Here is a 19,016-nt window from a genome sequence, read left to right as displayed (position 1 = left end):
TTGCTCTTGTGACCAATATGAATGTTGCGCAGATGAACAAAACAGAGTTATATCAACATCAATTGTTGGAATTCGCACATAAGTAGATACGGTCATGGACAATTGGGACGAAGTCAGAACCGCCTTTCAGGTTGCCCGGATGGGCACTGTCAGTGGCGCCGCCGAAGTGCTGGGCGTTCATCACGCCACGGTCATCCGCCACATTGATGCGATCGAGGCGCGCCTGAAGGTCAAGCTGTTTCAGCGCCATGCGCGCGGGTATACACCGACCGAAGCGGGCGAAGATCTGTTGCGCGTGGCGCAGGCCACCGAAGATCAGTTCAATCAGCTGATTGGTCGCATGAAAGGGCGGGGCGATGATGTCTCGGGTGAGCTGGTGGTGACCTCGCTTGCATCGCTCGGGCCGCTTGTTGTGCCGATCCTCAGCGAATTTCAAAAGATGCATCCGGGGCTGATCGTGCGGTATCTGACCGGGGACCGCCTGTTTCGGCTGGAATATGGCGAGGCGCATGTTGCCATCCGTGCCGGCGCTGCCCCTGATCAGCCGGACAACGTGGTGCAGCCCTTTGTTTCGCAAGAGGTGGGTCTCTATGCCAGCAAGGACTACATCGCGCGCAACGGTAAACCCTCGGGCGTCGACGAATTCGCCGGCCATACTTTTGTTGGCAATGATGACGAAAACAGCCGGGCGCCGTTTTCCAAATGGTTGCGGGCCAACGCACCGGCTGAGGCGATCACCTTTCGCTGTTCGAACAATTTCACCGGGGGTGAAGCGGTTCTGGCAGGGGCCGGTATCGGCTTCATGGCGCGGTGGGAAGCGGCGCGCCATCCCGAACTGGTCGAGGTGATGGAACCCTTGCCCGACTGGTCCGGCAAATTGTGGTTGGTGACACATGTGGATCTGCACCGCACCACCAAGGTTCAAGCGTTTCTGACCTTCCTGAAAGAACGCGCCAAGGACTGGATGGTATGAGTCCGCAGGCGCGTGGCCATCTGGCCATGCTGGTCTTTTCGGCCCTTGTCGCGGGCAGCTTTTCGCTGGGCTCTATGATTGCAAACGAAATCGCGCCTGCTGCGCTGAATGCGGTGCGGTTTGCAATTGCTGCGCTTGTGATCGGGGCGGCGGCGTTGATGACAACGGGCATTTCCCGCAGCGCTGCGCAGGCGCCTTGGCGCTATCTGATACTGGGTGGCCTCTTTGCCTGCTACTTTGTTTTGATGTTTTACGGGCTTAGGACGGCGCCGCCGGTCAGCGCGGCGGCGGTCTTTACGCTGACCCCGGTCATTGCGGCGCTGGCCGGATGGGTACTGTTGCGCCAGGTCACCACGCCGCGGATGGCCTTTGCGCTAGCTATCGGCGCGGTTGGCGCGTTGTGGGTCATTTTTCGGGCCGACTGGCAGGCCTTCCGCGTCTTTGAAATCGGTACGGGCGAGATCATCTATTTCTGCGGCTGTGTGGCGCATGCGATCTATACGCCGATGGTGCGTAAGCTGAACCGGGGCGAACCGGCTGTGGTCTTTACCTTTGGCACGCTGGTTGCGGGATGTCTGGTGCTGTTCGGCTTTGGCTGGTCCGACATCATGGCAACGGATTGGAGGGCGCTGCCATTCATCGTATGGCTGGGGCTGCTCTATCTGGCGCTCTTTGCCACGGCGGCTAGCTTTGTTCTGGTGCAGTACTCGGCCCTGCGTCTGCCGTCCGCCAAGGTCATGGCCTATACGTATCTTGTGCCCAGCTGGGTCATCCTGTGGGAGATCGCATTGGGCAATGGTGTCCCCACCGCCATGATCCTTCTGGGCGTCGTGCTGACAATTGTCGCGCTGCTCATGTTGCTGAAACCTGATGAGCTGACCGCCCCAAACGCGGCTTAGGGTCAGGACCCCTTAATCCTGCACCACTGGTTGACCTGATTTTGCCGCTGACAAGGCGCAGCCCCGCAGGAATAATGGTTCTATTTCCAGGGGCTGCAACGACGCTCAGAGGCAAAATCAGGTCAATCCTTCGGACGCGAGAACCGCTGCAAAGCGGCTTTGACCGCTTGGAATTGACCCCGCCAGTCCCTGCGCGCCCAAATCCTCTGCTTTCTTGCCGTTCGCGCGCCAGTGGCGCAGGATTAAGGGGTCCTGACCCTAAACGGTTGCGTCTTCGTCCGCGTCGGGCAGCTCACGGGCCAGAAACTGCTCGAACGCGTCCAGATTGACAGGTTCGAACTGACCAAACCCCTGCATCCAGACCGAGGCATCGCGCAGCGCGTCAGGCTCCAGCTTGCACCATTTCACCCGACCGCGCTTCTCCTGCGAGATCAGCCTCGCCTTGGTCAGGATTACCAGATGTTTAGAGATCGCGGCCAGCGACATCTCGAACGGTTCGGCTACGTCAGTGACCGCCATATCATCCTCCAGCAGCATCGCAAGGATGGTGCGGCGGGTCGGGTCGGCAAGCGCCGCAAAGACGGTGTCGAGGTCGTTGGACATGGTCCTTTCCTAAAGTGCAGGAACCCGTTTGACAATTTCCGCGATAAAGTCACTGTGCCCCGGAACGCGCTGAAGGGGCAGAGAATGTCACTCAAATACTGGCTGGTGATCTGTATCCTTGGGATCGGGTGGGGCATGTCCTTCATGTTCAACGCCATCCTGCTGCGCGAGTTGGGGCCGCTATCCGTCTCGATGGGGCGCGTGGCGTTCGGGGCGCTGGGGTGCTGGATCTATGTCATCGGAGCGCGCATGCCGGTGCGCCTAAGCCTCGCCCGCGCCTTCGGGTTGCTGGGCTTTGGTGCGCTCAGCTATGCCGGGCCGTTTGCGTTCTATGCGATGGGGCAACAGCATGTTGCCTCGGGTGTCGCCGGTATCGTTAACGCGACCACTCCGGCCTTTGCTGTGCTTGTTTCACATTTCTGGCCGGGCAGCGAACGGGCCACCCTGCTGAAATCGCTCGGCGTGGTCTGTGGTTTTGCTGGCATCGTCATCCTGTCGCTGCCGGTGGTGCGGGCCGGTGCGACGTCGGAATTCTGGGCGATCCTGCTGATCCTCTGCGCGCCGATCTGTTATGCCTTCTCGCTGAACATCGCCCGCGCGTTTCGCGATATGCAGCCGGTTGTGCTGGTGGCGCTGGCGCTGACGGGGGCCACCCTGTCCATCGCCCCGCTTGCGCTTTGGCATGAGGGGCTGCCGGTGGTCACGCGCCCGGAAACATGGGCGTCGCTGCTGGTCATCGGATTTGTCCTGACTTCGGCCGCCTTCATCGCCTTCTACTGGTTGCTGCCAAAGGCGGGGCCGACCAATATGTCTACCGCGACGCTGATCGCGCCGGTTTCGGCTCTGGTGCTTGGCACATGGGTTCTGGGCGAGACGCTTTTGCCCGAACATCTGCTGGGAATGGGGGCAATCTTTGTCAGCCTTCTGCTGATCGACGGGCGTATTGTCAGGCGGCTGTTGCGCGGAGGGCCAGGCAAAGATCAACCAAAAGGTTGAATATGCGGATTTGGGTGAATCTGCCCAATCCGCGTCCCTCATGTTCCGGCGCGGCTAAGTTGATGTGATATTATATATATTAAAATCAATAAATTACATACTATCTGCCTGCGCGCTTAACGCCGTTGACTCTGCGCCCTCAGCCCCTTAGCACCCTACCCAAGACTGTGCGAGGGAAACGCCCGTGACCGATGATGACCAAAAGCAGCGTATGGCGCAGCTTGAGGCCAAGATCGCAGCGGCGAAAAAGGCCAAGGCGCCGAAACCCCGCGCAGATGCTGACGTGTCCGGGGGTGAGCTTGCCTGGAGGATGGTCATCGAAATGGTATCCGGTCTGGGGATCGGATTTGGCATCGGATATGGGCTGGACAGCCTGCTCGGGACGATCCCGATCTTTCTGGTGCTGTTCACATTGCTGGGCCTTGTCGCGGGCGTGAAGGTTATGCTCCGCAGCGCGAAAGAGGTTCAAGAGAAACAAGCGGCAGCGGCGGCTGCTGAGAAGGACGAGAGGGACTGAACGTGGCAACTGAGACCACCGCAGCAGAAGGCAGCAGCCTGGTTTTCCACCCGATGGACCAGTTTATCGTTAAGCCGTTGTTCGGCGACGGTGCAATTGCATGGTACACGCCCACCAACGTGACCCTGTGGCTGTTCCTGGCGATTGCCGCGGTTTTTGCTCTGCTGGTTCTCAGCACGTCGAAACGCGCGATTGTTCCGACCCGGATGCAGTCGGTGGCCGAACTGGCCTATGGCTTCATCTACAAGATGCTGGAAGACATCTGCGGCAAGGAAGGCGTCAAGTACTTCCCCTATGTCATGACCCTGTTCATGTTCATCGTGTGCGCAAACTTCCTGGGCATGCTGCCCATGTCCTTCACCACCACTTCGCATTTCGCCGTGACCATCCCGCTGGCGCTGGCCGTGTTCCTGACCGTGACCGTTCTGGGTTTCGTCAAGAACGGCGCTGGCTTTCTGGGCCTGTTCTGGGTCTCCAGCGCACCGATGGCGCTGCGCCCCGTTCTGGCGATTATCGAGCTGATCTCGTACTTCGTGCGCCCTGTCAGCCACTCCATTCGTCTTGCCGGTAACGTCATGGCAGGCCACGCCGTGATCAAGGTGTTCGCAGGCTTTGCCGCGATTGCCGCGATCTCGCCCGTGTCCGTGCTGGCGATCACCGCAATGTATGGCCTTGAGGTCCTCGTGTCCTTCATCCAGGCCTACGTATTTACCATTCTGACCTGTGTATATCTCAAGGATGCGCTGCATCCGTCGCACTAAGGTCCGAACACCCAACATCGAAACTTCCAATTCGTAAGGAGAAACATCATGGAAGGCGATCTCGCACACATCGGCGCAGGCCTGGCAGCAATCGGTTCCGGCGCAGCCGCAATCGGGGTGGGTAACGTAGCAGGCAACTTCCTGGCCGGCGCCCTGCGCAACCCTTCGGCAGCTGCGTCGCAGACTGCAACCCTGTTCATCGGTATCGCGTTCGCAGAAGCCCTGGGGATCTTCGCATTCCTGGTCTCGCTGCTGCTGATGTTCGCCGTATAATCTGCGGAACCTGATCCTTACGCGCAGGTGGGCCCAAGCCATAGCGGCCCGCCTGTTGTAAAGACAACGTTCCGACGGAGGACATCATGGCGACTGAACCGATTTCAAAAGAAGTAGCCGGCTCGTGCGTCGACTCCTATGGCTCTGCCATCGGGATGCCGCAGCTCTGCTTCGAGTGGTTCCCCAACCAGATTTTCTGGCTGGTCATCACGCTGGTCGTCATCTTTCTGGTCCTGTCCCGCGTGGCTCTGCCGCGCATCGCGGCAATCCTGGCTGAACGTCAGGGGACCATTACAAATGACCTGGCTGCGGCCGAAGATCTGAAGGCCAAGGCGGTCGAGGCCGAAGAGGCCTATAACAAGGCGCTGGCCGATGCCCGTGCCGAAGCGCAGCGGATCGCTGCCGAAGCACGCGCGGAAATTCAGGCTGGTCTGGATGACGCGATTGCCAAGGCGGATGCGGATATCGCTGCAAAAGCGGCTGAATCGGAAAAGGCAATTGCCGACATCCGTGCCGGTGCGCTGGAAAGCATTCAAGTGGTTGCCAAGGATACGGCGGCTGAACTGGTCACCGCACTGGGCGGCGAGGCGGATGCCAAAGCCATCGACAGTGCAATCGACTCGCAGATGAAAGGATAAGTGACATGCGGAACACTCTTGCCCTTATCCTGACCTTTGGCGCAGCCAGCCCCGCGCTGGCCGCAAGCGGCCCGTTCTTCTCGCTTGGCAACACCGACTTTGTCGTCACGCTGGGCTTCATCGTCTTCATCGCGGTCCTGTTCTATTTCAAGGTCCCCGGCATGATCGGTGGTGCTTTGGACAATCGTGCCGCTGGCATCAAATCCGAACTGGACGAAGCCCGCGCCCTGCACGAAGAAGCCCGCAGCCTGCTGGCCTCGTACGAGCGCAAGCAGCGCGAAGTGCAAACGCAGGCGGATGCCATTGTGGCCGCTGCGAAAGAAGATGCGGCACTTGCTGCGGAACAGGCCAAGGTTGATCTGGAAAAATCCATCGCGCGCCGTCTGGCTGCGGCTCAGGATCAGATCGCATCGGCCGAAGCAACAGCTGTCAAAGAAGTGCGCGATCAGGCCATCACCGTTGCGGTATCTGCCGCAAATGCGGTTCTGGCCAAGCAGATGACCGCCACTCAGGCGAACAAGCTGATCGACGCGGCCATAGCCGATGTCGGCGACAAGCTGCACTAACAGTTTGAGACAATCAGAACCTTGACCCGAAAGCTTGCTTTCGGGTCAAGTGTTTTAGGGCACTGTTTGTGAGCGATGAAACCGTCAATGAACATTCTTGGGGTTGTCCGCAACGGCGGTGAAGCTCTTGTTGAAACGCTGACACAGATCACAGCGCTGCGCGCGCGGTTGCCCGCCAGCCGCGTCACCCTTGCCACCAACGACAATTCCGACGGAACCGACCGGCATCTTGCGCAATACGCGGCACAAGATCCCGATGTGCATGTCCTCACGCTGGATGGTCTGGCCGCGCGTGTGACGGACCGGGTCGAGCGGATCACCTTTGCCCGAAATGCCGTGCTCGATCACGCGATGGAGGAAGAGACGGCACACCCGTTCACGCTGATCCTGGATATGGACGGGCCAAACATGGCTCTGCAAGCCGATCAGGTTCTAAAGGCTGCGGCCCGTCAAACACCGCATTGGGACGCGGTTTTCGCCAATGCCCGTCCGGTCTATTATGACCTGTATGCCCTGCGCTGTCCCGGCTGGTGCGACGAAGATATCTGGCAAAAAATCAGAAAGACACGTAAGCCGCTGTTCGGCCGGAAAAAGTGGCGCCGCAACCTGCTGAGGTCTGTGGTCTACGCGCGTCAGTTCGATATCCCCGAAACCGGCCCGCTGATCCCCGTCGACAGCGCGTTCGCGGGCGCGGGGCTCTATCGTACCGAGGCGCTGCAGGGGCTGCGATATGCCTGCCACGACCCGCAGGGCGGGTTGATCTGTGAACATGTCGCACTGCATCAGCAGATGCGTGCGCGTGGCGCGCGCCTATTCATCGATCCGGCATTTACCACCAACGCCGCGATGGAGCATTGTGGCGAAGGCAGCGGCCTTCCTTTTCCACAGCATCTGAACACCTCGCCAAGCAAAACAGACTGATCTATGCCAAACTCACCCCTCACCGGTCAGCCGGGCAGACTACTTTTCGAAACAAAGGTTATCGGACGCCATGCCGCCCAGTACTTTCTGGACGAAAGCTGCGGCTATATCTGGGTCGACAATCCCACCTGGCTGGACGAGGCCTATAGTGATGCGATTGCCCTGACCGACACGGGTATTGTGGCGCGGAACCTGACCAATATCCGGATCATCTCGACCGTGATGCGCGCCAACGGTCTTGCCGATGCGCGCGGCATCGATATCGGTGGCGGCTATGGCCTGCTGGTGCGGGGCCTGCGCGATCGGGGGCTCGATTTCAGTTGGTCTGACCCTTATGCCGACAACCTGCTGGCCCGCGGGTTTGAGGCAGATGGTGGAACCTATTCGGTCGCGACGGCTTTTGAAGTGCTGGAGCACCTGCAAGACCCGCTCTCCCATCTCAGGGAGGCGCGTGAGACATTTGGGTTCGATACCGTCTTTTTCACCGCGACCTGTTTCGATCCCAATGCCATCCCCGAACAGGACTGGTGGTACTGGGCCTTTGAGACGGGTCAGCATATCAGCTTTTTCTCCGAAGCATGTCTGGATTACATGGCCGGTCAGCTTGGCCTGCACAAAGTCCACATCAAAGGGGACCTTTATGCGTTCACAACGCGCAAGGACCTTGGTTGGCCCAACTGGTGGCACCGGCGGCGGATTGAGAAGCAATACCGCGACGCCAGCCTTACCCCGCAGGACTATGAAGAGATGAAGCAGCGCGTCAAATCGCGCGACAGCGGGTCGAATTCCTGAGCGTACCGGGCACCCGTGCGTGTTGCCTACTTGACCTTTGAACGCCTGAACCAGACCGCCAAGGCGGTAAGGGTGATGAGGATTTCCACACTGAAAGTCCAGTGATTGAGAAAAGACAGGATCCAGTGCGAATGGGTCGCCTGAACGGTCACCAACGGATGGGTGTAATCGGAAAACGGCCAGGCCCAGGCCACGTTGCCGACAATCGAATCCAGCGCCATATGCACCAGCCCTCCGGTGCCGAAAAAGGCCAGCACCGTGCCGGCGGTCGGCCTCCACAGTCGCAGAAGCAATCCCAGCACTGCAATACAGGCCCACAGGGCCGGGCGGTGGGTCAGATATTCATGGTGATGATGCGCGCGGTGATCGACAAGGTAAAACCACAGCATATCTAAATCTGGCGCGATGGCCCCAATCATTGCTGCAGCAAAGGCCAGCCGTCCGATATTGGGCGCAGCTGCTCGAAAGAACAGATACGCGCCGGGCAGATGTCCGATGAACATCAGACCTCTCCGGTTTCGTGCTGCAACCGCTGTTGTGCAATCTCTTCGTTCCGAACCGCTTTTTGCTGGTCTTCCATGCAACGCTCGACAAAGTTCAGATGGTCTTCGACCGCCTGCCGGGCACCTTTAGGATCGCGTGCTTGCAGGGCCGCGTTGATGGCGCGGTGCTGATCCAGAATGGACTCGCGTGTAGTGCGCTGATGGAACATGATCTTGCGGTTGTAGAACACGCCCTGCCGCAGCAGATCGAACATCGACCGCATCATATGCAACATCACCACGTTGTGGCTGGCCTCGATAATCGCCATATGAAACTGCGCGTCCAGATGCGCCTCTTCGTCCGAGGCATTGCGGGCATGGGCGGCTTCCATCTTGTCCAGGATGGCCTGCACCACCTTCAGGTCGCTTTCCGAGCCCAGCCGCGCGGCGCGGTCTGCCGCTAGCCCCTCCATGTCGCGCCGGAACGAGAGATAGTCAAACACCGCCTCATCATGGCTGCCAAACAACCGGATCAGGGCAGGTGAGAAGGCCGAGCCCAGTACCTCGGCCACATAAATTCCCGATCCCGCCTTTGCGGTCAGCAACCCCTGCGCCTGCAGGTCCGAGATCGCCTCGCGCAGGGATGGTCGTGATACGCCCATCCGCTCGGCCAGTTCACGTTCTGATGGCAGGCGCTCACCGGGGCGCAGGATGCCGCGCAGGATCAGCAATTCGATCTGGCGCATCACCGCCAGAGACAGCTTTTCGGTCTGAACTTTTTGAAACGGCATCGGATCTGCGTTTTGAAATTGGTCAACTCACATGACCACGTATGCGGTCGGTGTTCAAGCTGTTCACGTACCACTGAAACATTAGGTCAGTTTTATTGACTTAAATGATTCTGAACTTAGGCTGCGTCCCAAGGGGAAGAGGAGGCCCCGCACAGATGGACCAGCTCTACGCCACGCGCACGTCCCGGATGAAGGCGTCTGAAATCCGCGAATTGCTCAAGCTGCTCGGCCAGCCCGGTATCATTTCATTTGCGGGCGGTATCCCCGATCCGGCCCTGTTCCCGGCAGACGATTTCGCAACTGCCTTTCAACAGGCGCTTGGCCCTGAACAGCAGGCGCAGGCCCTGCAATATTCCGTCAGCGAAGGGTACGCGCCGCTGCGCGAATGGCTGGTGGACCATATGCGCGAGATCGGCGTGGACTGCGACATCGACAACATCCTGATCACGTCCGGCTCGCAACAGGCGCTGGACTATCTGGGCAAGCTGTTTCTGTCACCGGGCGATACCGCGCTGGTCGGCTGGCCCACCTATCTGGGCGCGGTCAACGCTTTTGACGCCTATGAGCCGCACTTTGACCGGCTCGACCCGCAGGGCAATCGCGGCGCGGCGGAATATCGCGACGCCGCAAATGGCAGCCCGATTAAGTTTGCCTATCTCTCTGCCGATTTCGCCAATCCAACCGGTGAGACCGTGGATATCGCGGGCAGGGAGGCTCTGCTGGATCTCTCCGGCGAACTGGACTGCGCGGTGATCGAAGACGGCGCCTATCAGGCCCTGCGCTATGACGGCGACCCGATCCCACCGATCCTCGCACTGGAAATCGCGCGCAAAGGCTCGATCGAACACTGCCGGACGATCTATTGCGGCAGCTTCTCGAAAACCCTGTCGCCGGGATTGCGGATGGGCTGGGTTGTGGCCGCCAAACCCGTAATCTCGCAGCTGGTGCTGCTGAAACAGGCCGCCGATCTGCATTCGGCCACGATCAATCAGATGGCGGTGCATCAGGTTGCTGAAAGCCGTTTTGATGCGCATGTGCCAATGCTGCGTCAGGTCTACAGCACCCGCCGCGACGCCATGCTGGACGCGCTGGCCCGGCATATGCCTGAGGGGGTGGAATGGACCCGGCCCGAAGGCGGCATGTTCGTCTGGGTCACCCTGCCCAAAGGCACCGATGGGGCCGAGTTGCTGGCCCGCGCGCTTGAGACGGTCAAGCTGGCCTTTGTGCCGGGGCGTGCCTTCTTTCCCGACGGCTCTGGGGCCAATACGATCCGGTTGAGCTTCTCCAACTCGGACGAAAACACCATCCGCGAGGGCATTCGGAGGTTGGGCGAGGTGCTGCGCGCCTGAGCCGGGAAAGGTTTCGTTAACCATATTGCCGCAAAGCTGCGGCATGATCCGGTTCTTTGCCCTGATGCTGCTGGCGGCCTGTTCCGCCGGCACCCCCCATTTCCGCGACCTGCCTGCCACACGGGTGGCCGTCAATGGCAGCGTGTTTGACGTGCGCGTGCGCGGGGAACTGGCTGAGGCCGTGCGGATCAACACCCAATACGCCCCGCGTCTGGGCCCGATCCGCGACCGGGCGGCGCTGGCCATGGCGCAGGTCTCGGGCTGCCCGATCCTGGACGTGTTGGGCGATGCGGCGGTCACGGTTGGCGTTCTGGCCTGCGACCGCGCCGCGGGCGAACGCCTGCTGCTGACCGCGGCCTCAACGCCCAATTACGAATGCGTCGATTATGGCATCTATGAAAATATCGGCGCCGGCTACGGCTATCAGGTCTTTGAATGCAACCCATACTGATATGCGCTTGTTTCCGCGTATTTCAGCAAGATATTGTGGATAACTCGGGCAAACACCCCATATCCGGCGCAATCACGTTGACACCTTGCCTGTTGGTTGCGCAGACTTCTTATCCATAGGAATCATATCAAGAGCAGCCATTGCGCTTTAGCAAACTCAAACTGACCGGCTTCAAAAGCTTTGTGGACCCGACCGATCTTATCATCGCGGACGGGTTGACCGGGGTGGTCGGTCCCAATGGCTGCGGCAAGTCCAACCTGCTGGAAGCACTGCGCTGGGTTATGGGTGAAAACCGCCCCAAATCCATGCGCGGCGGCGCGATGGAGGATGTGATCTTTGCCGGGGCCGCCACACGGCCCGCGCGCAACTTTGCCGAGGTGGTCCTGACCATGGACAACTCGGAACGCCTTGCGCCCTCGGGCTTCAATGACAACGACCAGCTTGAGATCGTCCGCCGCATCACCCGCGACGTGGGCAGCGCCTATAAAACCAACGGCAAGGATGTCCGCGCCCGCGATGTGCAGATGTTGTTCGCCGACGCCTCAACCGGGGCGCATTCGCCCGCGCTGGTGGGGCAGAACCGCATTGCCGAGCTGATCAACGCCAAACCCCGCGCCCGCCGCCGCATTCTGGAAGAGGCTGCCGGGATCTCGGGCCTCTATCAGCGCCGCCATGAAGCCGAGCTGAAGCTGAAAGGCACCGAGGCCAACCTGACCCGTGTCGATGACGTGCTGGAACAGTTGGGTGGTCAACTGGCGCAACTCGCCCGTCAGGCCCGTCAGGCCGCGCGCTATCGCGAGATTGGCGAGCAACTGCGCCAGGCCGAAGGCATGCTGCTCTACCGTCGTTGGAAAGAGGCTGACATGGCCCGTCAGGCCGCAGAAGAAAAGCTGCGTGACCGCCTGACTGAGGCCTCCCGCGCTGAGGCCGCCGCCCGCGAAGCCGCCGCCAAACGCGCCGAGATCGAAGAAACCCTGCCGCCCCTGCGCGAGGAAGAGGCCATCGCTGCCGCCGTTCTGCAACGCCAGCAGGTGCAGCGTGATCAGCTGTCGGATCAGGAAACCCGCGCGCGCCAGACTATTGAAACGCTGACCAACCGCATCCAGCAACTCGGCAACGATATCGAACGCGAAACCGGCCTGAACCGGGACGCGGGTGAGATGATCGAACGGCTGGAATGGGAAGCCCGCGAGCTGACCAAAGCTGCCGAGGGCCATGACGAAAAGGTCGCCGAAGCTGCCGAGATCGCGCGCGAGGCGGCATCGGTTCTGCAAGACCGCGAGGATCACCTCTCGCAGGAAACCGAAGACATGGCCCGCCTCGTCGCGCGCCACCAATCGGCGCAACGTCTGGTCGAGGACAGCCGCAAAACGCTGGCCCGCTCTGAGGGCGAAGAAGAAAAAGCCCGCGCGGCAGTGGATGAGGCGCGCAATGCCCTGACCCGCGCCAGCGAGGCGTTTGAGGCCGCGCAAGAGGGTGAAGAAGAGGCCCGCGAGGCTGCTGAGGCCGCCGAAGAAGCGCTGGCCGCCGCAGATGAGCTGCGCAACGAAACACAGGCCCGCGAGGCCGAAGCCCGCGCCAAACGCTCCGAGGCCGAAGGTGAACTGGGCGCGATCCGGGCTGAGACCACCGCGCTGGCCAAGCTTGTCGAACGCGACACCGCCGAGGGCGGGCAGGTGCTTGACCTGCTGCGCGTGGCACCCGGATTTGAAAAGGCGCTGGGCGCGGCATTGGCTGACGATCTGCGCGCGCCGCTGGTCGAAGGCGACGGCCCCTCGGGCTGGGTGCGGATGGCAGGTTATGACAGCGATCAGCCTTTGCCGGAAGGCGCTGAACCGCTGGCCTTGCATGTCTCCGGCCCCGACCGCCTGAGCCGCCGGATCGCGCAGATCGGTCTGGTCGACGCTGATCAGGGTGCCCGTTTGCAAGCGTCGCTGAAACCCGGCCAGCGCCTCGTTTCGCGCTCGGGTGATCTGTGGCGCTGGGACGGGTTCCGCGCCTGGGCCGAAGACGCGCCAAGCGCCGCCGCTCTGCGGCTGGAACAGCTCAACAAGCTGGAAGCGCTCAAACAGGAACTCTCCCGCACCGAGGCGCAAGCCGACGGGGCCCGCGCTGCGCATGAAGCCTTGTCGCAGCAACTGGCCGACGTGACCGAAGCCGACCGCCGCGCCCGCGAGGCCCGCCGCGCCGCCGATCAGCGCATGGCTGAAACCGCGCGCTTGCTCAGCCGGGTCGAGGCTGACCGAAATCTGGCGCAAGGCAAGCTGGAAACCCTGACCCTCGCCGTCGACCGCCACAAGGAAGATGCCATGTCCGCCCGCGCCCAACTGCGCGAGGCCGAAGGCGCGCTGACCGGGCTGGGCGATCTCGACAGCGCCCGCGCGCAGGTGGAAGACATCAAGCAAACGGTTGAGGCTGCGCGGATCACCATGCTGACCCATCGCTCGTCCCATGACGAGCTGCGCCGCGAGGGCGAGGCCCGCACCCGGCGCAGTCAGGAGGTCACCAAGGATCTCAGCGGCTGGAAACACCGTCTGGAAACCGCCGAAAAACGCATCGCGGAACTGGCCGAACGCAAGGAAAGCTCGGAAGAGGAGCTCTCGGACGCCATGGCCGCCCCCGGCGAAATCGCCGAGGCGCGCGAGGAACTGAACGAGCTCATCGAAACCGCCGAGGCCCGCCGGGCCGAGGCCGCCGACAAGCTGGCCGAGGCCGAAACCCAGCAGCGTGAGGTCGTGCTGGCCGAGCGGGAGGCGGAACGCCTCGCCTCAGAAGCCCGCGAAACCCGCGCGGCGGCCGAGGCGCGCTGTGACGCGGCCAAGGAAAGCGTTGTCGCAGCGGCGGAACGGATCGCTGAGGACCAGCAACTGACGCCAAACCAGTTGTTGAATCAGCTCGACGCCAACCCCGACCAGATGCCCGCCGCTGACGCGCTGGAGGCTGAGGTCAACCGCCACAAACGCCAGCGCGACGCCATGGGGGCGGTGAACCTGCGCGCTGAAGAAGACAGCAAGGAAGTTCAGGAAGAATTCGATACGCTGAATGGCGAAAAGGCAGATCTGGAAGAGGCGATCAAAGCGCTGCGCAGCGGCATCGCCAGCCTCAACCGCGAGGGGCGTGAGCGTCTGCTGACGGCGTTTGAACAGGTGAACTCAAACTTCGCCATGCTGTTCAAGCATCTCTTCGGCGGCGGTGAGGCCAATCTGGTCATGGTCGAAAGCGATGACCCGCTGGATGCGGGGCTTGAGATCATGTGCCAGCCGCCCGGTAAGAAGCTCTCGACCCTCAGCCTGCTGTCGGGCGGCGAACAGACACTGACCGCAACCGCGCTAATCTTTGGCGTCTTCCTCGCCAACCCGGCCCCGATCTGTGTGCTGGATGAGGTCGACGCGCCGCTGGACGATGCCAACGTCACCCGCTTCTGCGACCTTCTGGATGAAATGTGCCGCCAGACCGACACGCGGTTCCTGATCATCACCCACCACGCGGTGACCATGGCCAGGATGGATCGTCTGTTTGGCGTAACCATGCAGGAGCAAGGCGTCAGCCAATTGGTCTCGGTTGACCTCAGGAAAGCCGAACAGATGGTCGCCTGACCCCTCACCGGATCGTTATGAGCCATCCTCTGCGGATCAGGTTAGGCTGATAGCATGACCCGATACCTCATCCTCGCGCTGCTGGCCGCCACTCCGATCGGGGCCGCCGAGTGGCCCACAAAACCCGGAGACGTCCCTCTGACGCCAGAGGAACTGGACGCCTTGGCAGGCCGCACGCTGACCTTCTACGACGACGGCCAGGCCGCATTCTCAGCCGGAGGAGCCTATTCCTACACCTATGCCAGCGGAGATGCCGCATTCGGCACCTATTCCATCGCCGAGGATGGCAGCATCTGTATCGTCTATCGCAACGGATTCTCCCGATGCGACCTGTATGTGCGCAGCGGCGAGCGGTTGATTCTGATTGATGAGAAGGGCGATCGGTATCCGGTGCGGCCGGAGTGATCGAACGAGAAAAACGGCAATATCGGATCAAATGATAGATCTGGTGCTGATTATTAAGAGAAATAAGAGGATATTACGCCGATTGGCGCTGATATAACACCCAAACTATAGAACAAATATGGGCGGGCAAATGTGTCGGTTTTTGGCTTGGGTTGGTAAGCAGCGATATCTTGATGAATTTGTACTGGAGCAAGAGCAGTCTCTTGTCATCCAAAGCCGTAATGCGCTGATTGGGAAAACGCCGATCAATGCAGATGGGTTTGGGTTGGCTTGGTACTCTGATCGAGAGACGCCATGTTTTTATAAAGACACCCACCCGGCTTGGTCGGATGCGAACCTGAAACAGCTCGCGCATCATACCAGATCACGGCTTTTCCTGGCCCATGTTCGGGCCTCAACCGGCACTGCCACTTCGCGTAATAACTGCCACCCCTTTGGGGTCGGTAGGTGGAGTTTCATGCACAATGGTCAAGCCGGAGGGCATGATCTCATCCGGCAAGAACTGGATACGATGATCCCTTCAGATTTGTATGGGCAGCGATTTGGTGCAACCGAGAGCGAGGCAATCTTCTTGATTGCCCACGGCGAAGGGCTGGATGTTGATCCGATCGCCGCTATGGCGCGGGCGGTTGCGCGTGTTGAATCAGTTTCAAGACAGCGCGGCGTGCTGCCGTATCTCAGGTTCGCGGCCTGTTGGTCGGATGGGCAACGCATTTTTGCCGCGCGGTATGCTTCGGATCGGTATGCACCCAGCCTGTATTATCAATGCTGTAAAGACGGGACAATTATTTCGTCCGAGCCTCTGGATGGTGCCAGCGAGGGTTGGATCGAAATCCAACCAAACACTGCAATTGAGGCCGAAGGAACAGATATCAAAATCCACGCCTTTGAACCTGATTGTGCGATTACTCCGGCTGCGGTTGCTTAATCCAGCGGACCTTCACAGGCTGTTCAACAACTCCGCCGTTGGCCAGGCATCTGCGGGCAGCCCCAGCCGCGTCTGCTCGGCCTGAACTGCCGCCCGCGTCCCTGCGCCCAGAATGCCGTCGATCTTGCCAACATCATGCCCGCGCGCTTGCAGTTTGCTCTGCAGTTGTTTCATCTGCGCGCCGGACAATCCCTGTGCCGGATTGCCGGCGTCATAGACCTGTGCGCCTTCCAGACGGGTGCCGAAATAGGCGGCGGTCAGGACGTAGACAAAGCTCTGGTTCCACTCGAAATACACATCGAAATTGGGATAGGCGAGGAAAGCTGGGCCCTTATGCCCCTGCGGTAGGATCAGTGAGGCAGGCAGGTTGCTCAGCGATCCGCTGCGCGCTTGAACGCCCATCGCCTGCCATTCCGAGATCGGGCGTGGCTTGCCGGGGCCGGACAGGGACCAGTCCATCTGCGCAGGCACCGTGACCTCTTGCAGCCACGGCTGTCCCGCTTGCCAGCCCAGATGCGACAGCATCTTGCCGCCTGACATCAGCGCATCAGGGGCCGAGGTTTTCAACGAGACCTTGCCATCGTCGTCCCCGTCCACGCCGTTTTCCAGAATGTCGCGTGGCAGCATCTGCACCATGCCAATCTCCCCGGCCCAGGCACCGGTGGTGCGGGCGGGGTCGAAATTGCCCTGGCTATAAAGCTCGATGGCGGCGAAGATCTGCGGCCGAAACAGCTCGGGCCGGCGACAATCATGGGCCAGCGTCACCAGCGCGTTGCGGGTGTTAAAATCGCCCTGGAACGATCCGTAGTCGGTTTCAAATGCCCAGAAAGCCAGCAAGACGCCGCGTGAGATGCCGTATTCGGCCTCGATCCTGTCAAACACCGCATCATATTTGCGCGACATGGCCTGCCCACGATCGATGCGGTTCTGCGAGATCAGGCGGCGCGAGAACTCGATGAACGGTTTCTGGAACACGCCCTGCGCGCGGTCGGCCTTGAGGACCGCACCATCCTTTTGCACGCCTTTGAAGAACGCGTTGACGGTTGTTTGATCGAACCCTTGCTGTACGGCTTCGGATTTCAGCCCTTTGACGAAAGAGTTGAACCCACCGCCGCATTGGGCAAAAGCGGGCGTGGCAAACAGGGCGGCGACGACAAGGCCGGAAAAGAAACGCATATCTGGGTCCGTCAGAGAATAAAACTGATGACAACCCACACCGACACGAGGCCAAGCGCAAGCCCCCAAACCTGCCAAAGCATGTGACAGGCACGAAAAATCTCATATGCGTCGATCTGTCGGCGGGCATCCCCGTTGACCCAGGCCAGATCGCGCAGCTGTCCGTCATAGCTGCGCGGACCGGCCAGTGCGATATTCAGCGCCCGCGCCATCGCCGCCTCGGGCCAGCCAGCATTGGGCGAGATATGGCGGCGCGCATCTGCCATGATTTCAGTCCATCGCGCCCATTGCCCCGACAGCGCAACGATCATCAGGCAGGTCAGCCGCGCCGGGATCAGATTCAACAGGTCGTCCAGCCGGGCGGCGGCCCAGCCGAACTCCAGATATTTCTCGGTGCGATATCCGATCATGCTGTCCGCTGTATTGACAGCTTTGTAAATCAGCAGCCCCGGCAGACCCGCGATGAGGAACCAAAAAGCGGGCGCAATGACCCCGTCGCTCAGGTTTTCTGCTGCGCTCTCGATGGCCGAACGAGCCACCTGCGCTTCAGACATATCAGACGTATCGCGGGACACGATACGGGCCACCATTGCGCGTCCATCAAGGGGTGATCTTTGCAACGCCACACCAACGTCCCGCACATGCGCGACCAATGCGTTCTGGGCCAGAAGGATGGCGCAGATGATAACCTCGACGATTGGTCCCAGCAGAGCCAATATCGCGCCGATAACCCAAGCCGCCGCTACCAATAAGATAGCGGCGAACACGCCTTTCAGACGTCGCTGTACGCCCTTGTTCAACTGCCTGTCCAGCCAACCAATCGCGTCGCCAGCCAGAACGGCGGGATGGCGCAGACGCGACCACAGCCAATCCGGCTCGCCCAGTGCCGCGTCCAGACACATGGCACAGACCAGCAGCAGTGCGGTGCTCACAGCGCTGCCTCCAGCCGATCCCAGCCCTGCGAATGGGGCATGCCAAGGCGCAGATAGGTTTGGGAATAAGGAAAGATGCGGCTCCAGATATGCGCGCGTGCCAGGCGGTTCTGCCACGCGGCGGCATCGTCGACCTCATACAGGCGGAACAGGCTGGTGCCGCCCACCACTGAAGCGCCTTTAGCGATCATCAGCCTGTCCAAGCGCGCAGCCTCCGCCGCCAACAGCAGGCGGGTTTCCTCTGCCCAAGCGGTGTCGCACAGCGCCCGCGCCCCGATCCGCAGGGCCGGACCGGACACGGCCCAAGGGCCGGTCAGATCATTCAGCCGCGCGATCACATCCGGGTGCCCGATGGCAAAGCCCAACCGCAACCCGGCCAGCCCCCAGAACTTGCCAAAACTCTTCAGCACCACGGTGCCTGTTCGTGTGGCCAGATGGATCAGCGAGGCGGCAGGCGTCACATCGCAAAAGCTTTCGTCAATCACGCTCAGCGCTGCGTCTGCGTCGCTGTCCTGCCAGAGGCGGCCATCGGGATTGTTGGGATGCACGATCACGCGTGCCTCTGCCGGGCCGTGTTGCTGCACCGTCCAGCCCTGTGCGGCAAAAGCGGCGGCATGCTCGTTATAAGTCGGCAGCGTAATCTGCACCTGCCCCGGTTTTACCAGCGCGGGCAGGCGCGCGATCACGGCCGAAGCCCCGGGCGCAGGCAGGATCATCGCCTCATCGGGGACGGACCAGAACCGGCGCGCCGCAGCGCTGAGCCGGTCAAAGGCGCCGTGATCGGGCAGCTCCATCCAGTCTGACGGAAGCAGGCCCGAGACATCATATGGGTGCGGGTTGATACCGGTCGACAGGTCCAGCCAGTCGGACCGTGACCCGCCATAGGTTTGGATGGCACCGTCCAGCCCTCCACCATGGTCGCGGGTGGCGCGCGGGTTAAGGTCGTTGTTCTGCTCTGCCATCGGGG

General features: G+C 60.9%; 21 protein-coding genes. 15 read left to right on the top strand and 6 right to left on the bottom strand.

Annotation, left to right across the window (positions count from 1 at the left end):
• Positions 1-94: 94 nt before the first annotated feature.
• Both ACR0I7_RS15440 and ACR0I7_RS15435 read left to right on the top strand, forming a co-directional pair.
• Positions 95-973, top strand: coding sequence for a LysR family transcriptional regulator (locus ACR0I7_RS15440; RefSeq protein WP_480512585.1), 879 nt, complete (start codon positions 95-97; stop codon positions 971-973).
• Complete coding sequence (locus ACR0I7_RS15435) at positions 970-1,872, top strand: DMT family transporter (RefSeq protein ID WP_480512583.1); 903 nt, start codon at positions 970-972, stop codon at positions 1,870-1,872. Before ACR0I7_RS15440 ends, ACR0I7_RS15435 begins: the two co-directional genes overlap by 4 nt.
• 258 nt (positions 1,873-2,130) lie before the next feature.
• Here the strand turns inward: ACR0I7_RS15435 and ACR0I7_RS15430 are convergent, their stop codons facing one another.
• Positions 2,131-2,475: an ArsR/SmtB family transcription factor gene (locus tag ACR0I7_RS15430; protein ID WP_480512581.1), complete on the bottom strand. Its 345-nt coding sequence runs from the start codon at positions 2,473-2,475 to the stop codon at positions 2,131-2,133.
• Positions 2,476-2,559: 84 nt separating this feature from the next.
• Here ACR0I7_RS15430 and ACR0I7_RS15425 point away from each other — a divergent pair, with 84 nt between their 5' ends.
• The 8 genes from ACR0I7_RS15425 to ACR0I7_RS15390 all read left to right on the top strand — a co-directional run bounded on the left by ACR0I7_RS15425 (position 2,560) and on the right by ACR0I7_RS15390 (position 7,939).
• Positions 2,560-3,471, top strand: a complete 912-nt coding sequence (locus ACR0I7_RS15425) for a DMT family transporter (protein WP_480512579.1) — start codon at positions 2,560-2,562, stop codon at positions 3,469-3,471.
• A 184-nt stretch (positions 3,472-3,655) separates the two neighbouring features.
• The gene (locus tag ACR0I7_RS15420; protein ID WP_480512577.1) at positions 3,656-3,988 is read left to right on the top strand and encodes an AtpZ/AtpI family protein; all 333 of its coding nucleotides are present in this window, start codon (positions 3,656-3,658) and stop codon (positions 3,986-3,988) included.
• A 2-nt stretch (positions 3,989-3,990) separates the two neighbouring features.
• Complete coding sequence (locus tag ACR0I7_RS15415) at positions 3,991-4,749, top strand: F0F1 ATP synthase subunit A (RefSeq protein WP_480512576.1); 759 nt, start codon at positions 3,991-3,993, stop codon at positions 4,747-4,749.
• Positions 4,750-4,797: 48 nt separating this feature from the next.
• Positions 4,798-5,022, top strand: coding sequence for a F0F1 ATP synthase subunit C (locus ACR0I7_RS15410; protein ID WP_005981269.1), 225 nt, complete (start codon positions 4,798-4,800; stop codon positions 5,020-5,022).
• Between the two features lie 86 nt (positions 5,023-5,108).
• Complete coding sequence (locus tag ACR0I7_RS15405; protein WP_480512574.1) at positions 5,109-5,660, top strand: F0F1 ATP synthase subunit B'; 552 nt, start codon at positions 5,109-5,111, stop codon at positions 5,658-5,660.
• A gap of 5 nt (positions 5,661-5,665) precedes the next feature.
• Positions 5,666-6,226: a F0F1 ATP synthase subunit B gene (locus ACR0I7_RS15400; protein ID WP_480512572.1), complete on the top strand. Its 561-nt coding sequence runs from the start codon at positions 5,666-5,668 to the stop codon at positions 6,224-6,226.
• 87 nt (positions 6,227-6,313) lie between these two features.
• On the top strand, positions 6,314-7,147 hold the full coding sequence (locus ACR0I7_RS15395) for a hypothetical protein (protein ID WP_480512570.1): 834 nt from the start codon (positions 6,314-6,316) through the stop codon (positions 7,145-7,147).
• Positions 7,148-7,150: 3 nt separating this feature from the next.
• A complete protein-coding gene (locus ACR0I7_RS15390; protein WP_480512568.1) occupies positions 7,151-7,939 on the top strand; it encodes a class I SAM-dependent methyltransferase in 789 nt (262 codons plus the stop codon).
• A gap of 26 nt (positions 7,940-7,965) precedes the next feature.
• Here the strand turns inward: ACR0I7_RS15390 and ACR0I7_RS15385 are convergent, their stop codons facing one another.
• Both ACR0I7_RS15385 and ACR0I7_RS15380 read right to left on the bottom strand, forming a co-directional pair.
• The gene (locus tag ACR0I7_RS15385; protein WP_480512566.1) at positions 7,966-8,442 is read right to left on the bottom strand and encodes a metal-dependent hydrolase; all 477 of its coding nucleotides are present in this window, start codon (positions 8,440-8,442) and stop codon (positions 7,966-7,968) included.
• Complete coding sequence (locus ACR0I7_RS15380) at positions 8,442-9,212, bottom strand: FadR/GntR family transcriptional regulator (protein WP_480512564.1); 771 nt, start codon at positions 9,210-9,212, stop codon at positions 8,442-8,444. The genes ACR0I7_RS15385 and ACR0I7_RS15380 overlap by 1 nt, the downstream gene beginning before the upstream one ends.
• 155 nt (positions 9,213-9,367) lie before the next feature.
• On the opposite strand from ACR0I7_RS15380, the gene ACR0I7_RS15375 reads away from it, so the two are divergent.
• The 5 genes from ACR0I7_RS15375 (at position 9,368) to ACR0I7_RS15355 (ending at position 15,941) form a co-directional block, all read left to right on the top strand.
• Positions 9,368-10,561, top strand: a complete 1,194-nt coding sequence (locus ACR0I7_RS15375; protein WP_480512562.1) for an aminotransferase-like domain-containing protein — start codon at positions 9,368-9,370, stop codon at positions 10,559-10,561.
• Between the two features lie 43 nt (positions 10,562-10,604).
• Complete coding sequence (locus ACR0I7_RS15370; protein WP_480512560.1) at positions 10,605-11,012, top strand: hypothetical protein; 408 nt, start codon at positions 10,605-10,607, stop codon at positions 11,010-11,012.
• A gap of 140 nt (positions 11,013-11,152) precedes the next feature.
• Positions 11,153-14,608: a chromosome segregation SMC family protein gene (locus tag ACR0I7_RS15365; RefSeq protein WP_480512558.1), complete on the top strand. Its 3,456-nt coding sequence runs from the start codon at positions 11,153-11,155 to the stop codon at positions 14,606-14,608.
• A 54-nt stretch (positions 14,609-14,662) separates the two neighbouring features.
• Positions 14,663-15,013, top strand: coding sequence for a hypothetical protein (locus tag ACR0I7_RS15360; RefSeq protein ID WP_480512556.1), 351 nt, complete (start codon positions 14,663-14,665; stop codon positions 15,011-15,013).
• A gap of 130 nt (positions 15,014-15,143) precedes the next feature.
• Positions 15,144-15,941 (top strand): class II glutamine amidotransferase, encoded by a 798-nt coding sequence (locus tag ACR0I7_RS15355; protein WP_480512554.1) that lies wholly within the window; start codon positions 15,144-15,146, stop codon positions 15,939-15,941.
• Positions 15,942-15,953: 12 nt separating this feature from the next.
• On the opposite strand, the gene ACR0I7_RS15350 is transcribed toward ACR0I7_RS15355, so the two are convergent.
• The 3 genes from ACR0I7_RS15350 to ACR0I7_RS15340 are packed head-to-tail and all read right to left on the bottom strand — an operon-like array spanning position 15,954 to position 19,011.
• Entirely contained in the window at positions 15,954-17,117 is a 1,164-nt protein-coding gene (locus ACR0I7_RS15350) for a lytic murein transglycosylase (protein WP_480512552.1), read from the bottom strand.
• Between the two features lie 11 nt (positions 17,118-17,128).
• Positions 17,129-18,049, bottom strand: a complete 921-nt coding sequence (gene cbiB / locus ACR0I7_RS15345) for an adenosylcobinamide-phosphate synthase CbiB (protein WP_480512550.1) — start codon at positions 18,047-18,049, stop codon at positions 17,129-17,131.
• Entirely contained in the window at positions 18,046-19,011 is a 966-nt protein-coding gene (locus tag ACR0I7_RS15340; RefSeq protein WP_480512548.1) for a threonine-phosphate decarboxylase, read from the bottom strand. The genes cbiB and ACR0I7_RS15340 overlap by 4 nt, the downstream gene beginning before the upstream one ends.
• Positions 19,012-19,016 lie beyond the last annotated feature (5 nt).

It is taken from the genome of Ruegeria sp. AM1 (assembly GCF_056540745.1).
The sequence above is the reverse complement of the archived record's forward strand: the minus strand, read 5'-3'. Positions and strand labels throughout refer to the sequence as shown.

Coding starts and splice junctions, on each gene's coding strand:
- ACR0I7_RS15395 (WP_480512570.1), top strand. CDS start 6,314: ATGAACATTCTTGGGGTTGTCCGCAACGGCGGTGAAGCTCTTGTTGAA.
- ACR0I7_RS15360 (WP_480512556.1), top strand. CDS start 14,663: ATGACCCGATACCTCATCCTCGCGCTGCTGGCCGCCACTCCGATCGGG.
- ACR0I7_RS15435 (WP_480512583.1), top strand. CDS start 970: ATGAGTCCGCAGGCGCGTGGCCATCTGGCCATGCTGGTCTTTTCGGCC.
- ACR0I7_RS15380 (WP_480512564.1), bottom strand. CDS start 9,212: ATGCCGTTTCAAAAAGTTCAGACCGAAAAGCTGTCTCTGGCGGTGATG.
- ACR0I7_RS15390 (WP_480512568.1), top strand. CDS start 7,151: ATGCCAAACTCACCCCTCACCGGTCAGCCGGGCAGACTACTTTTCGAA.
- ACR0I7_RS15385 (WP_480512566.1), bottom strand. CDS start 8,442: ATGTTCATCGGACATCTGCCCGGCGCGTATCTGTTCTTTCGAGCAGCT.
- ACR0I7_RS15405 (WP_480512574.1), top strand. CDS start 5,109: ATGGCGACTGAACCGATTTCAAAAGAAGTAGCCGGCTCGTGCGTCGAC.
- ACR0I7_RS15400 (WP_480512572.1), top strand. CDS start 5,666: ATGCGGAACACTCTTGCCCTTATCCTGACCTTTGGCGCAGCCAGCCCC.
- ACR0I7_RS15425 (WP_480512579.1), top strand. CDS start 2,560: ATGTCACTCAAATACTGGCTGGTGATCTGTATCCTTGGGATCGGGTGG.
- ACR0I7_RS15430 (WP_480512581.1), bottom strand. CDS start 2,475: ATGTCCAACGACCTCGACACCGTCTTTGCGGCGCTTGCCGACCCGACC.
- ACR0I7_RS15355 (WP_480512554.1), top strand. CDS start 15,144: ATGTGTCGGTTTTTGGCTTGGGTTGGTAAGCAGCGATATCTTGATGAA.
- ACR0I7_RS15440 (WP_480512585.1), top strand. CDS start 95: ATGGACAATTGGGACGAAGTCAGAACCGCCTTTCAGGTTGCCCGGATG.
- ACR0I7_RS15410 (WP_005981269.1), top strand. CDS start 4,798: ATGGAAGGCGATCTCGCACACATCGGCGCAGGCCTGGCAGCAATCGGT.
- ACR0I7_RS15340 (WP_480512548.1), bottom strand. CDS start 19,011: ATGGCAGAGCAGAACAACGACCTTAACCCGCGCGCCACCCGCGACCAT.
- ACR0I7_RS15370 (WP_480512560.1), top strand. CDS start 10,605: ATGATCCGGTTCTTTGCCCTGATGCTGCTGGCGGCCTGTTCCGCCGGC.
- ACR0I7_RS15375 (WP_480512562.1), top strand. CDS start 9,368: ATGGACCAGCTCTACGCCACGCGCACGTCCCGGATGAAGGCGTCTGAA.
- ACR0I7_RS15350 (WP_480512552.1), bottom strand. CDS start 17,117: ATGCGTTTCTTTTCCGGCCTTGTCGTCGCCGCCCTGTTTGCCACGCCC.